14 protein-coding genes are annotated in these 13,716 nt (G+C 31.8%); 5 read left to right on the forward strand and 9 right to left on the reverse strand.

The window, feature by feature from the left end; translation table 11 throughout:
• Positions 1-4: 4 nt before the first annotated feature.
• The 7 genes from FUA26_RS12825 to FUA26_RS12855 all read right to left on the reverse strand — a co-directional run bounded on the left by FUA26_RS12825 (position 5) and on the right by FUA26_RS12855 (position 8,348).
• Positions 5-685 (reverse strand): uracil-DNA glycosylase family protein, encoded by a 681-nt coding sequence (locus tag FUA26_RS12825; RefSeq protein ID WP_147136810.1) that lies wholly within the window; start codon positions 683-685, stop codon positions 5-7.
• Between the two features lie 71 nt (positions 686-756).
• Positions 757-3,267: a glycoside hydrolase family 2 protein gene (locus tag FUA26_RS12830; RefSeq protein WP_147136813.1), complete on the reverse strand. Its 2,511-nt coding sequence runs from the start codon at positions 3,265-3,267 to the stop codon at positions 757-759.
• A gap of 190 nt (positions 3,268-3,457) precedes the next feature.
• Positions 3,458-4,216 carry a peroxide stress protein YaaA gene (yaaA, locus tag FUA26_RS12835; RefSeq protein ID WP_147136816.1) on the reverse strand — a complete coding sequence of 253 codons (759 nt, stop codon included), beginning with the start codon at positions 4,214-4,216 and terminating at the stop codon, positions 3,458-3,460.
• Positions 4,217-4,318: 102 nt separating this feature from the next.
• Positions 4,319-4,921 carry an MCP four helix bundle domain-containing protein gene (locus tag FUA26_RS12840; RefSeq protein ID WP_147136819.1) on the reverse strand — a complete coding sequence of 201 codons (603 nt, stop codon included), beginning with the start codon at positions 4,919-4,921 and terminating at the stop codon, positions 4,319-4,321.
• A gap of 134 nt (positions 4,922-5,055) precedes the next feature.
• Positions 5,056-5,943, reverse strand: a complete 888-nt coding sequence (locus FUA26_RS12845) for a class II fructose-bisphosphate aldolase (RefSeq protein WP_147136822.1) — start codon at positions 5,941-5,943, stop codon at positions 5,056-5,058.
• Complete coding sequence (locus FUA26_RS12850) at positions 5,927-7,435, reverse strand: L-fucose/L-arabinose isomerase family protein (protein WP_147136825.1); 1,509 nt, start codon at positions 7,433-7,435, stop codon at positions 5,927-5,929. Before FUA26_RS12850 ends, FUA26_RS12845 begins: the two co-directional genes overlap by 17 nt.
• A gap of 10 nt (positions 7,436-7,445) precedes the next feature.
• On the reverse strand, positions 7,446-8,348 hold the full coding sequence (locus tag FUA26_RS12855) for a carbohydrate kinase family protein (protein WP_147136827.1): 903 nt from the start codon (positions 8,346-8,348) through the stop codon (positions 7,446-7,448).
• A gap of 116 nt (positions 8,349-8,464) precedes the next feature.
• Here FUA26_RS12855 and FUA26_RS12860 point away from each other — a divergent pair, with 116 nt between their 5' ends.
• Positions 8,465-9,340: an AraC family transcriptional regulator gene (locus FUA26_RS12860; RefSeq protein WP_147136830.1), complete on the forward strand. Its 876-nt coding sequence runs from the start codon at positions 8,465-8,467 to the stop codon at positions 9,338-9,340.
• A 5-nt stretch (positions 9,341-9,345) separates the two neighbouring features.
• Here FUA26_RS12860 and FUA26_RS12865 read toward each other — a convergent pair whose 3' ends face one another.
• Together FUA26_RS12865 and FUA26_RS12870 are read right to left on the reverse strand one after the other, a co-directional pair.
• Entirely contained in the window at positions 9,346-10,380 is a 1,035-nt protein-coding gene (locus FUA26_RS12865; protein ID WP_147136833.1) for an RluA family pseudouridine synthase, read from the reverse strand.
• Positions 10,381-10,386: 6 nt separating this feature from the next.
• Entirely contained in the window at positions 10,387-10,947 is a 561-nt protein-coding gene (locus FUA26_RS12870; protein WP_147136835.1) for a PASTA domain-containing protein, read from the reverse strand.
• Positions 10,948-11,077: 130 nt separating this feature from the next.
• Here FUA26_RS12870 and FUA26_RS12875 point away from each other — a divergent pair, with 130 nt between their 5' ends.
• From FUA26_RS12875 to FUA26_RS12890, 4 genes are read left to right on the forward strand one after another with little or no spacing between them, the layout of a single operon-like run.
• Positions 11,078-12,052 (forward strand): D-alanine--D-alanine ligase, encoded by a 975-nt coding sequence (locus FUA26_RS12875; RefSeq protein WP_147136838.1) that lies wholly within the window; start codon positions 11,078-11,080, stop codon positions 12,050-12,052.
• Between the two features lie 59 nt (positions 12,053-12,111).
• The gene (locus FUA26_RS12880; protein WP_147136841.1) at positions 12,112-12,717 is read left to right on the forward strand and encodes a zinc-ribbon domain-containing protein; all 606 of its coding nucleotides are present in this window, start codon (positions 12,112-12,114) and stop codon (positions 12,715-12,717) included.
• A 31-nt stretch (positions 12,718-12,748) separates the two neighbouring features.
• Complete coding sequence (gene coaD / locus FUA26_RS12885) at positions 12,749-13,204, forward strand: pantetheine-phosphate adenylyltransferase (protein WP_147136844.1); 456 nt, start codon at positions 12,749-12,751, stop codon at positions 13,202-13,204.
• A gap of 59 nt (positions 13,205-13,263) precedes the next feature.
• Positions 13,264-13,710 (forward strand): HEAT repeat domain-containing protein, encoded by a 447-nt coding sequence (locus FUA26_RS12890; protein ID WP_147136847.1) that lies wholly within the window; start codon positions 13,264-13,266, stop codon positions 13,708-13,710.
• Positions 13,711-13,716: the final 6 nt, after the last annotated feature.

Consider the following 13,716-nt stretch of genomic DNA (forward strand, 5'->3'; position numbering starts at 1 on the left):
TTGTTTAAAAAAACGCTTGATACTGCATCAATCTAAAATCGAATGTTGAAAATTCAGGATTTTTTGCTTTTAAATGTTTATACAATGGCATGCTACCTATAGCCCTATTGGCACTACCCGAAGCCGATGTTAATGATACGGTTTTAATTAGGCGTTTGCTTTCAGCAGTCTGCCCCGTTGTAGCAGGCATTATAAACTGATGAATTTTTGGTACCTCTTTGTTCACCAACTTCAATTTTAAATTATAATCTTTTAAATGTTTTCTAAAAAAATATTCAGGACCATTTTTACTATTTCCGCCAGTGAACAGAATAGTATCTACACTAGGGAATTGTTTTATATAACCGATAACATCTCGAAGTTTAATGTTGGTCATACCTAAATCGGAAGCATCGATTTTTTCACGTTCACAACTTTCAACAATATCACAAACCCCAATTTTATTTGTTATTAAATAATGCTTACGCTGCTCAATGGCTTCTTTTGAATTATTATAACATAAATTTAAATTATGAATTTTATCAATATACAGCCATAAGGAGTTGTAGTAACTACCGTAACAAAAATCTACATCTTTCTCAAGCAATTCACCTGTTGAAAATCTTGGTGGAGGCAACGTACCTACAATTAACTTTTGTGTATTGTTTTTTATAAATGGTTTGTAAGGGTGTTTGTGTATAAACATGCCATTAATTTAGCATGAATATACACAAATTTTTTCCTTATTTTAAATATTACGTATCTATTACTTTTATCTTAAAAACCTCTAGCTTTGGGTGTTTGGGTTTTAGTTTGATATGTTTCATTTGTATGATCATCATAGAAACGATAGTAGTTTGGGTAACCATATTCTGCTTCTAATTTTTGACGTTCTTTACCCCAAGCATTAAACTTTTTAGTAGCCTCTTTTTGATTACCAATTAAAAAGAAATAATCATTTTTTGATACCACCACGCCATTAGTATTTTTTAACTCTAAGTTCACAAAAAAGCGTTTATTAACTTTGTTTAAAACATTGGCCGTTATATTTTTAAATTTTGAAGCACTATTGGCTTTTACTGTATCTATATTAAATGTTTCTTCTTGTAATTTTTTACCAGTTTCATCTTTAAAAATTATAGTTACAGTACAGTTTTTAAAATCTTCAAACAAATCATTAACCACCCACAACTCTCCTTTAAAAGCCTCGTTTTTAGACCACCTGCGCTTTGTAAAAGCTAAATTAATTAATAACGGTTGATATGCCTTTTTCACAAAATTGTATGATCGTTTTGGCTTTTGATAATTATCAACTATACCCCATTTCATATCTGGCCAATATGTTATAAAATGACACAAAGCTATACCACTTAAATTTGGTTTTTGCCTTCTAAAATACTCAATTCCGTTTTGAAAAATAATGCCCTGGGTATCTTGTGATGCATTTACAAACTCCTCTAAAGACCCTGTCATTTCATCTCCAAAAACATCCCAATTTTGCATGCGTAAACGCACCAAATCTGCCCAATGATGCCCCCAGCTTAAACCAGGTGTCCATAGTTCATCTTCCGGAATAAACTTTTTTAAACTCTCAACAGAAGGCACTGATGTTATTGCAAATTCAGGAATTATTGGGTACTCTAAAGTTTGTAACCAATCTTCATGCAAATTATTACCCATACTGTAAAAATATCGTAATGCATGATGCGCTTCTTTGGGTTTAAAACCAGCTTCTCTTGACACTTCACAGGTTAATGGTGAATCTGGCACATATGGTAAATTTGCATAAGCTTGTAATGAATCACCTAAACGCTCTAAAAATGCTCTACCAAAATGAGCATCTCTAGTTCTCAAGAGCATTTCTTCACCACCTTCCATCATTATTAAAGATGGATGATTTCTTCGTTCTTTTATAACACGAACACCTTCATTTAAAATTTCACCTAATAATTTTTCATCATTTGGAATATTACCTGTACCCAAAGGTATTATATCTTGCCAAACCGTAATACCCATTTCATTACAATACTCATAAAACTCTGGAATTTCTGGCGGATGCCAACCAAAAATTCTAATATTATTCATGTTAGCATCTTTCGCTAATTGGATAAGTTTTTTGTATTCACTTAAATTTGTTCTGCCTACAAAAATATCTGGTGGCCCACCCCAACATGCTGAACGAATAAAATGGAATTTACCATTTATGTATGTTGATCTTGGAAAACTAACGTCTACCCCTTTTTTAAATCCTGGATTCCATTGAGAGGTTACTTCTCTAATACCAAAAGTAGTTTCGTTAAAATCATGATTTATGTTGCCTTCTTTTAATGAAACTCTAACTTTATATAAATTTGGTTTACCCATATCCCATGGCCACCAAAGTTTAGGGTCTTTTATTAAAATATCCTGTTTAATTTTGTGTTTTCCAGGGTTTATTACCGCATCAAATTTTATAGTTTTAACATTGGATGAAAAGTTTTTTCCTTGTATTGTTGCTACAAAATTCATGTTTTTTGGTACAGGCTCTGTGTTTTCTACAGTAAGCTCTAATGATACATTTGCTGATTTGTTTTTATTAATTTTTGTATTAGCATATACATCATCAAAACGCACCGTACCAGTTGATACCATTTTTACTTTTCGGTGAATACCAAAGGGTGCTATATCTCTCCAGTAATCGCCAAACCAAGGTGTTTTTTTACCGGCAACTAATGCGTTTACTTGTGGGGGCGCATCTAGCTTTACCATTAGCATGTTTGCGCTTTCTAAACGTTTATTTGATACACGCAAATACTTTGTTACATCAAACGAAAAGCCTGAAAATGCACCTTCGTGCCTACCTAAATAATGCCCATTAAGCCAGACACTACAAGCATAATCTACACCTTCAAAAACTATTTTAATTACTTTATTATCTAAAGATTCGCTTACATGAAATTGATGCGAATACCACCACTCATACTGCTGTACCCACTGTGCTTTTGTACTATTTCTTCCAAAATATGGATCTTCTATCACACCCGCTTTCCATAAATCTGTATATACATCACCCGGAACGGTAGCGTGGTTCCAAACTAATGTTTCTATATCTTCTGGCGCAATTTGATGTAATCCTTTTTTTTCACCTTCACCGGGCAACATCATTTTCATCTTCCATTTTACACCGCTAAGATCTCTAATTAACTGACTGTTTTCAGTATGAGAAATAATAGTATTGGGTTGTGCAAAAGTTAACGTTACAGTTAATATTAGTAATGTTAATAGATTTTTTTTAGTTAACACATTCATATTGTTAAAGTTTATATTTGATAACCAAAACTAATATTATTAGTGTTAAATACCTATGATTAAAATCATATATAAATAATATTTTCATATACAAAAACTACACAATACCCTTTATTAAACTAACACAAACTGTACAGGCAAAAAAAAGCCACCAAAACTTGGTGGCTGTATATATTTAATAGAAAAAAAATTATCGTATAAAAACCAAATCATTATTGGTTGACATGTCTTCGCTAAAACCATAGCCTTCGTAATTAAACCCTTTTATATCGTCAATAGTTTGTGCGTTGGTATCAACTATGTAACGGGCCATCATACCGCGTGCTGCCTTGGCGTAAAAGGAAATAACTTTATATTGTCCGTTTTTAAAATCTTTAAAATTAGCTGTAACAACAGGAACTTTTAATGCTTTAGTATCAACAGCTTTAAAATATTCATTACTAGCTAAGTTTAAAAATAGCTCATTATCTGCTAATTCGTTATTTAAAGCTTCGGTTATTGGTTTTTTCCAAAATTCATATAAGTTCTTTTTGTTTCCTACAGGCATTTTTGTGCCCATTTCTAAACGGTAAGGTTGTATTAAATTGGTTGGTTTTAATAGCCCATATAAACCAGAAAGTATTCTTACTGTACTTTGTAAGGTATTTAACTTTTCTTCTGGAATGGTATAGGCATCTAAACCTTTATAAACATCGCCACTAAAAGCATAAATAGCAGGTCTTGCATTGTCTTTAGAAAAAGGCAGACTCCATGATTGATTACGCTCATAATTTAACTGACCTAAAGCATCAGAAATACTCATAAGCTTTGATAGACTTTTAGCCGATTTTTTTTTAAGTTCTTTATTTAAACGCTCAGCTTCTTTTAAAAAAATAGCTTCAGTATGCTTATTTGTAGGTAATTGGGTTTCAAAATCAAGTGATTTGGCTGGAGATATAACTAATTTCATAGATTTTTTTATTTGAACATCAAAATTACAATTACTTATTAAGTGATTAAAACTGAACTTAAAATTATTTGCAATGTAATTATAAGGTAAATTTATGTTGAACTATTTACCTTCTTTTTTGGGGTTGTATAAAATTATTATTTGTACAACCAATGCCAAAAACACTAATAAATATATTTCCATTTGTGTAAAAAGCTCTACAGTATCAATAGCTTTTTGGCTTATTGCCATTTGCCTGCCACCTTCTTGCAACTGGATTTTTGATAAACTTTGCAGGTTACTTTTTATGCTAGAAATAGAAGACAATACTTTATTATTAGTTTGAAAACCGGAATTTACATAAGCTTTTTCAGCTGCTTGTAATTGTGTAAAATTAGCTTTCAAACTGTTAAACTCTTTATCTTCTTTGGTTGTTAACTTAGTAGTTTCATAAGCTTGAATATGATCATTAAATGCTGTATTTAATGTAGAATTTTTAGTTTTAAAAAAAGAGGAATCTGTTACAATAGCAGCTACTTCTTTTTGATGCATAGTAGATGCCATATCAAAAATAAGCCCTTTCACAACAAGCCTATCTTCATAAATTGTTACAACAGAATCTCTTACTCTTACAAAGTTATTTCTGTCTACCAAATTGGTAATTACAATTAGTACAAATACTATTAAGATTCCTAAAATCCATTTTATTTTATTGTATACGGTCATTCTTTTTTTAGTTTAGTTACCGTATAAAAATAAATATTAAAAAAAATAAATCCATAAAAAAGCCCACCTTTAACACTATAAGGTGGGCTTTCTTCTGTTAAACAAAAACAATTACTAAAAATAATTATTAAAACTTAGCTTTTGTGATAATTTACAGCTTGCAATCTATTTTTTACTACGGCTTTAATTTTTGGTAATACTGCCTTCATAATAAATGGAGGATAGGCACTATCACCTGCTTTTAAAATTTCTTTTAAAGCATATTTCATGTATGTAGTGTGCACAATGGTACCAATGTTTATTTTACTCATACCCATTTTTATAGATTTTTGTATATCTGCATCAGGAATGCCTGTACCACCGTGTAATACTAATGGTGCGGTTACTGCAGTAGCAATTTCTTGTAGTCTTTTAAAATGAATTTTGGGTTCTGTGGGCGTAAAACCATGCGCTGTACCAATACCAACAGCAATAATATCTACACCTGTTTCATCATATAACTGTTTTACATGGGCTACGCTAGCCAAAAAATCATCATCACATTGCACTTTTACACCCCGTCCCATAATTTTTCCTATTTCGGCCTCAACAACCACGCCTGCAGATTTTGCATAATCTACCACTTGATTGGTCATATTAATATTTTCTTGTAATGATACTTGCGAACCATCAATCATTACAGAATCATATCCGGCATCAATGGCGCGCTTACATAAATCTACAGATGTACTATGGTCTAAATGTAAGTATACATTATTTTTTGCATGTTTTTTAAAGCCATCAACTAATGAACGAAACACCTCGGGCGTATTAAGTTCTGCTACTGGCGGATAGGTCATTACCATAACGTTTGTATCCATTTCATTAGCAGATTCTACTACCGCTTTCAAATCGTAATTATCGTTTACATTGAATGCAGGTAAGCAACGCTGTGTGTTACGGTAATCAATAAATAAGTCTTTTAAACTATTATACTGCTTGTTATATATAACCTTAGGTAGTTGTTTAATTACTGTGTCCATATAACTGATTTTTGCTTTGTTCAATATTAATATTTGTAATGTTTAGCCAGTGGTTTAGCTCATTTAAATCTTTTTGTAAATAGCCTCTTCCAATAATCCAATGATGATCTAATCCATTATTTAATACTGTGCTTAAAATATTACTTGCAGAATTTTTAAGTGGTGCTACTTCGGCATAACTACCTCTAAATACCATTTCAGATGCTTTTATATCACCTTCCCAAACTAGCACCCTTGAAGCATCAGGGTACTGATATTTAGCTATAGTTACAGGGCCTTCTTTGTGTAAAAACTCTAATAACATCCCTACGCTACTGTCTTCATCAAAATTCTCTAAAATGCTATGATTTCTAACTTCATAACCTGTTTCTTCTTTTATTAATTTTGTTGGTGCGCCACCGCAATGCCAAAAACCAATTTGATTTTTTTCTTTGTTTACTAACGATAAATCTACCAATGTTGGAATACCTTCACCAAAACTTAATTGATTAATAAGCACCATGGTTAAAAGTGCACCCATATCAGATTCATCAGCAACAGGAATTCCTAAATCTTGAATTAATGCACCGGCACCATCGCCAGCAATTCCGTAGTGATCAAACAATTCTGGCCAGTTTTTTAAACCAATGCCTAAATAGTCATTAATTCTTGCATAATCTGCAACAGCTAAAGATAGTCGAATAGATTTTTCAATTTGCTCATCAGTTACATTATTAAACTTACACAAAGGATGATGAAGCAATTCTTCTTTTATTTCAAAAATAGTAGTGTTAGAAAATTTTTTACCGTGCTGCCAAATAGTTTGAAAATCAATCCTATCTACCTTTACTCCAAACCGATTTAATAGTGCAAGTTCATTTAATTCACAATCATAAAAACCTGGCACTCTAAAACCACCAATCATGCCAACTGCCTTTTGATTTATTGATGCAATTGTGTAAACAGATTTTGCAAATTTCAAAACATTACCTTCAAAATCGGCATTATCAGGAGATTCAAACAACCACGAATATTTAACACCACACGAATTAAAAATATTTAATAAGAAATTTTGCCCGCACAAACGATTGTTTGATAAACGACCACCTGTAACCTCATCATGCGACCAACTTAGTACTGGTATAACATTTTGATTTAACCAACGTGCTAGAGTTGCAGCTAAATCGCCTGCTATAAATGACGCTTGATAAATAATTAGTCCATCAATATTTTTAGCATGCATACTTTGCAACCAATCATGTATTTCGTCTTTAGTTTGTAATGGTTGGCTTGCTGCTATAAGTTCAAATTTACTAGTTGGTAACACTTGCTTCAAACTGGCCTTGGCTTTCTTGTAATTTGAAAGTATAGATTGCCAATCAAAATGTTCTTCTAACCCAATACCAACCAATGCAATTTTTGATATATATGATGGTTGAGCTGGTGTTATGGCTTTTTCAAACAAATGACTAACTATGCCATTTTTTACTGATATATTGTTTAATAATTCCATGTTAAATAGTTTAGTTTGTTACTAAAATTGGTGCATTTTGTTGCATAAACTCTGAGGTTGGTAAACAAGTACGCCCACCAAAATATTTTGCGACTTCTGATGCGTAAAAACTTGCATATATAAGTCTATCTTCTAAAGACAAACCTTTTAGTAATGCAGCTGCATAAGCCGCATGAAAGGCATCGCCACAGCCTGTTGTATCTACTACCTTTACTTTAAAAGATGGCTGATGTAACACCATATTGTTTTTTAGTGTAAATGCACCGTTTGCACCATCGGTTATAACAACTTGTCCTGTTGTGAAATCTTGTAATGATTTTAAACAGGCCTCGGCTGTTTTTTCACCTGTAATATTTTGCGCACATTCAAGAGGCAAAATTGGATGTGTACTCAATTTTAACATTTGTTGCATGACCTCTAAATTACCAGACTCCATATCTAAAACAGTAGGTATTCCAAAACGTTTAGCTAAACGCAAAAGGTGTAAATTAATTTCGGTATCATAGCCATCAACTAATATTAAATCAAAGCCCGCTATTTGATCTTCATCAATATCTAAAAATGAAAATGGTATATAATTTTCTGTAGAATATAAAACCGTACGTTCACCTTTTTTATCAATTTGAACAATAGCTACAGCTGGAGACGCCTCTTTTCTAAAAAATAAAAAGTCTTCTTTAACACCAAATCTTTTCAATTCACTTTGTGCTACTGTACTTAAAGGATTATCACCTAAATAGCCTAAAAAATAGGTTTCAAAACCTAATGACGCTAATGCACACGAGGCATTTCCAGCAGGAGCACCTCCTTGTATCTTAATGCCTTCTGTTTCGTTTTTATAACCTATTTTAATATCTGAAGTAACAGAAACCAAAAGATCTACAACATTTAAACCACTACACAATACTTTCATAACGTATGTTTTAATACCTCAAAGATATTAGTGATATAGAATTATTTTAAATATAAAATTCATCAAAACATGTACTATTTTAATTAAATTTGAAGTAATTTATAAAAGCTAAACATATGAAACCTAAATTAGAGCACATTACGCATGATGTTAACAGTTCGGTATTGGCTTTTATATTTGAAGAAAAAACATTTACCACACCTTGGCACTACCATGCTGAGTTTGAGCTTACCTACATTTTAAAAGGCAGCGGCATTAGGCATGTTGGCAATAGTATTGATAATTTTTTTGCTGGAGATTTAGTTTTAATTGGCAGTAACACACCGCATTGTTGGACAAACCAAACTAATTACAGTAATGGTGTTAAATCTATTTGTATACAATGGAAAGCATGTATATTAAGTAAGTTTATTGATATTAATACAGAACTTAAAGCTTTAAAAAAAATGCTAAAAATTGCTAGTGCTGGCATTAAGTTTACAAACACAATATTTAGTGAAACTATTGGCAAAAACATGCAAACTTTATTGAATTTACCTGCCGATAAAAAGCTTATATATTTTCTTGATATTTTAACCGATTTATCTCACTGTGAAACTATTAAACTTTTATCTGTTGAAGGAAATACTTTTCAGTTTTCAGAAAAAACAGATTTTAGAACAAAGGCAGTTTTAGATTATTTAGAGCAAAATTATCATAAAAAAATAGTACTTGATGATGTTGCTAATGTTACGCATTTATCAGTTGGAGCCTTCTGCAAATTTTTCAAAAAACAATTTAACAGAAGCTTTACAAACTATTTAAACGAATTTAGAATTAGAAAAACCTGCATTCTTCTTCAAGAGACTAATGACAAACTAACTGATATTAGTTATAAATGCGGCTATGAAAACATGTCTTTTTTCCACAGGCAATTTAAAAAGTATATGCAAATAACACCTTATGAATACCGAAAAAGTATTTTTAAATCTGTACACCCATTTATTGAGTAAAACAACTATAGTTCTTGATGCTTTGAATAGCTTCTCCACTTTTCAACACATTGTTGAATATCATCAGGAACTTCAGAAGTAAAACGCATAAACTCGCCTGTTTTAGGGTGTTCAAAACCTAATGTTTTAGCGTGTAAGGCTTGCCTTGGCAACACTTTAAAACAGTTATCTACAAACTGTTTGTATTTGGTAAATGTTGTGCCTTTTAATATTTTTTCGCCACCGTAACGTTCATCATTAAATAAGGTGTGCCCAATATGCTTCATGTGTACACGTATTTGATGTGTACGCCCTGTTTCTAATTTACACGATATTAGTGTTACATACCCTAAACGCTCTAAAACTTTATAATGGGTTACGGCTGGTTTTCCTTTATCAGCTTCATCACCTAAAAAAACAGTGTTTTGTAGCCTGTTTTTAGGATGCCTTCCTATGTTACCTTCAACGGTTCCTTCATCAGCTTCAACATTACCCCAAACTAGCGCTACATATTCACGCTCGCTTGTTTTTTCAGCAAACTGATTTGATAAATAATTCATAGCATGTTCCGTTTTAGCAACCACTAAAAGTCCGCTTGTATCTTTATCTATTCTATGTACCAAACCAGGCCTATCACTAGAGTTATTGGGTAAATTATCAAACCTATAAATAAGTGCGTTTATTAATGTGCCAGCATAATTACCATGCCCAGGATGCACCACCATGCCCGCAGGCTTGTTTACTACCAAAAGCTCATCATCTTCATAAACAACATCTAAAGGTATGTTTTCTCCAACTAGTAAACCTTCGTAAGTTGGGTGTTCAAACATTACTTTTATAGCATCATTGGGCTTTACCTTGTAATTTGATTTTACAGGTAATCCGTTTACAAAAATATTACCGTTTTTTGCCGCTGCTTGAATTTTGTTTCGGGTAGCATTTTCAATAAAATTCATCAAGTATTTATCTACGCGCAAAGGTGTTTGCCCTTTACCAACAGTAAATGCATAATGTTCATGTAAGTTATCGTCTTCAGGTAACTGTGGTGTGTAATCTTCCATTAAAAACTAATTGCTTGGTCTGTTACCATTACCTAAAACCAAATCTATTACTGAGGTTTTTGGCAATTTATCACCTGGCTTTAGTAAATCGCCTTTATAATACATTTTCAAAACCAAATCTTTACCAATGTTGTCTTCATAAGTAATTTTTCCAACAACAAACTCTAAAGCTTCTAAATTTGGTTTTGCTTGCCTAAAAGTACGCTCTCTTAAATCTGGCACTTCAATTTTTCTGTAGCCCGAAGGATTTAAAGTAATATATATTTTTCTGTTTTCTTTTACTTGAGCACCGGCTACCGGATCTTGCTCTATAACTGAAAACTTTGGATAATCTGGATTGTAATTAGACGAATCTTGTATTTGCATTACCAAATCATTGTCTTTCAACTCCATTTGAGCCACACTTATAGATTTTCCTTTTAAATCTGGTACTGTTTCAAAATCGCCATGATTTGTATAGCTTTTTAACCATAACAACATAATGTAACATAACACAACTACAGCTACTACAGCTAATAATACTTGCTTAAAAAAAGCTTTACTTACTAAAAATTTAATGATACTCATGAACAGAATTTTGAATACGCAAATATATAAAAACAGAACTGCTTTTTCTTTTGCAATTTATATGATATTTTAGCTTATAAAATTAAATACGACATATTACTAGTTTTAGACGTACACTTAACTTACTTAAATGAAAAAAAATATTGCCATTATTATGGGCGGATATTCTAGTGAATATCAAATCTCATTAAAAAGCGGAAACGTTGTTTACAACACATTAAACAAAGACAAATATAACGCCTACCGCATTCATATTTTTAAAGATAAATGGGTGTATGTTGATGCTAATGATAATGAATTTCCTATTGATAAAAATAATTTTACCACCACTGTTAACAACACAACATTAAAGTTTAATTGTGTTTTTAATGCCATTCATGGTGCCCCTGGCGAAAACGGCTATATGCAAGCCTATTTTGAGCTTTTGGGTATTCCACATACAAGTTGTGGTATGTACCAAGCAGCAATTACCTTTAACAAGCGCGATTGTTTAAGCATTTTAAAGCCCTATGGTATTAAAACAGCGCAATCATATTACTTAAATTTAGGTGATGTTATTAATGAAGAGGCTATAATTGAAAAAGTAGGTTTACCTTGCTTTGTAAAAGCCAATAAAGCTGGTAGTAGTTTTGGGGTTTCAAAAGTGCACAAAAAAGAAGAATTACAAAACGCCATTAATGTGGCTTTTAAGGAAGATGACGAAATTATAATTGAACAATTTTTAGATGGCACCGAAGTATCTGTAGGCGTAATTAACTATAAAGGCAAAACCAAAGTACTGCCCATAACAGAAATTGTTAGTGAAAATGATTTTTTTGATTATGAAGCAAAATACCTAGGAAAATCTCAAGAAATAACACCTGCAAGACTCACTAAAGACCAAGAAAACAAAGTAACCGTTTTAGCGGCTAAAGTATATGATGTTTTAAAAATGACTGGTTTTTCTAGAAGTGAATATATTTTTAAAGATGGCGAACCCCATTTACTAGAAATAAATACCGTACCTGGCTTAACTAAAGAAAGCATACTACCGCAACAAGCTGCCGTAGCTGGTATTACGCTTGCCAATTTATTTGACAATGCCATTGAAGAAGCTTTAAAATAATTCGTACAATCTTTATATTATATTTACTTATATTTGAGTACTAACCACAACCAACTAAAATGATTTTTTACGGTACAAAAGCTTCACGATTAAAAAATGGTCAAATAAACCATGTAACATGCCCAAATTGCCAAAACCAAACATCAATGAATTATGGTATTTTTGGTAAATACTTTTACATTTATTGGATTCCTATTTTTCCTATTGGAAAAACAAATATTGTAGAGTGCAACCACTGTAAAAAAACGTTTAAACTAAAAGAACTACCGCAACAAATAAAACATAAGTTTGAACTTGTTAAACATAAAGGCACGCCGTTGTGGCACTTTACAGGTTTAGCAATTATACTGCTTGCTGTTGGTTATTTTAGCTACTCAAACGCTAAACATAAAGAAGACGAAGTGGTGTTTATAAAAGAACCCGCTATTGGCGATATTTATTCATACAAAGATCCTGATTCGGGCAATTTTTCAACCATGAAAGTTATTAACGTGTCTAGAGATAGCATACGCGTAGTTTATAATGATTATTTAGTTGATAAACGCACAGGGATTTCTAAAATTGATAAAGCTAGTAATTACAATGATACCACCGAAAATTTATCTAGATTAGAAATTGTTGTACTATATAATGATAATGTTATATACAACATAAACAGACACTAAACATAAATATTAGCTTTAAAAACAAGCAAAAATGAAACGCGCTATATTTCCAGGATCATTTGATCCGTTAACCTTAGGACATTTTGATATTATAACCAGAGGTGTAACACTTTTTGATGAACTTGTTGTAGCTATTGGTATTAATGCCGATAAAAAATACATGTTTACTTTAGAAGAACGCAAAGCCTTTATAGAAAATGCCTTTGCCAATGAACCCAAGGTAAAAGTTGTTACCTATGAAGGTTTAACAGTTGATTTTTGCAAAGAAATTAATGCCGATTTTATTTTAAGAGGCCTAAGAAATCCGGCCGATTTTGAGTTTGAAAAAGCTATTGCGCATACCAATAGAAATTTAGCAACTATTGAAACCGTATTTTTATTAACAGCTGCTAACACCTCATACATTTCATCATCAATAGTACGCGATGTTATTAGAAACAATGGCGATTACACCAAACTTGTACCTAATAGCGTTAGAGTAAAATAACCCAAAAATTGTAACATTTTTAAAGTATTTAGTACTTATAAAGCAAGAATACTTATAAAATGCTACACCACATAACGTATTATTTTTTTAAACTAAATATTATACAACCCAAACAAAAAAGTATACATGTTTGGCAAAATAAAGGTTATGTTAACAGGTTAGAATTTTGTTTAAAAAAAGGCAATTATAAAACTAGAAAACTTGCTGCCATTGCCCTTGGCTGTCTAGGTTTAAAATCATCTGCACCTATTTTATTACACGCTATAAATGATAAAGTACAAAATGTATCAATTGCTGCATTAAATGCTTTAGAAAACATTGCTTACAATGATAATTTAATGTCTTTGATTATAAAAAAACGATTTCATTGGGTAAAAACACAACAAGAAAAGAAAGCAAAACAAGAAGCCAATAGAGGCAAAAAAAACACTATTTACCGTTGGGAGCGTGCCAGCAAAAAATCATTTGACCGCGTTAAAGAGCTATTAAAAAAACCTATCGGATAAACTTTT

This window comes from Seonamhaeicola algicola (genome assembly GCF_007997385.1).
Lineage (GTDB): Bacteria > Bacteroidota > Bacteroidia > Flavobacteriales > Flavobacteriaceae > Seonamhaeicola > Seonamhaeicola algicola.

Bases quoted from the DNA above. Each gene is read 5' to 3' on its own strand.
- yaaA (WP_147136816.1), bottom strand. From the start codon at position 4,216: ATGAAATTAGTTATATCTCCAGCCAAATCACTTGATTTTGAAACCCAA.
- FUA26_RS12870 (WP_147136835.1), bottom strand. From the start codon at position 10,947: ATGAGTATCATTAAATTTTTAGTAAGTAAAGCTTTTTTTAAGCAAGTA.
- FUA26_RS12875 (WP_147136838.1), top strand. From the start codon at position 11,078: ATGAAAAAAAATATTGCCATTATTATGGGCGGATATTCTAGTGAATAT.
- coaD (WP_147136844.1), top strand. From the start codon at position 12,749: ATGAAACGCGCTATATTTCCAGGATCATTTGATCCGTTAACCTTAGGA.
- FUA26_RS12825 (WP_147136810.1), bottom strand. From the start codon at position 685: ATGTTTATACACAAACACCCTTACAAACCATTTATAAAAAACAATACA.
- FUA26_RS12880 (WP_147136841.1), top strand. From the start codon at position 12,112: ATGATTTTTTACGGTACAAAAGCTTCACGATTAAAAAATGGTCAAATA.
- FUA26_RS12865 (WP_147136833.1), bottom strand. From the start codon at position 10,380: ATGGAAGATTACACACCACAGTTACCTGAAGACGATAACTTACATGAA.
- FUA26_RS12845 (WP_147136822.1), bottom strand. From the start codon at position 5,943: ATGGACACAGTAATTAAACAACTACCTAAGGTTATATATAACAAGCAG.
- FUA26_RS12830 (WP_147136813.1), bottom strand. From the start codon at position 3,267: ATGAATGTGTTAACTAAAAAAAATCTATTAACATTACTAATATTAACT.
- FUA26_RS12855 (WP_147136827.1), bottom strand. From the start codon at position 8,348: ATGAAAGTATTGTGTAGTGGTTTAAATGTTGTAGATCTTTTGGTTTCT.
- FUA26_RS12860 (WP_147136830.1), top strand. From the start codon at position 8,465: ATGAAACCTAAATTAGAGCACATTACGCATGATGTTAACAGTTCGGTA.
- FUA26_RS12890 (WP_147136847.1), top strand. From the start codon at position 13,264: ATGCTACACCACATAACGTATTATTTTTTTAAACTAAATATTATACAA.
- FUA26_RS12850 (WP_147136825.1), bottom strand. From the start codon at position 7,435: ATGGAATTATTAAACAATATATCAGTAAAAAATGGCATAGTTAGTCAT.
- FUA26_RS12840 (WP_147136819.1), bottom strand. From the start codon at position 4,921: ATGACCGTATACAATAAAATAAAATGGATTTTAGGAATCTTAATAGTA.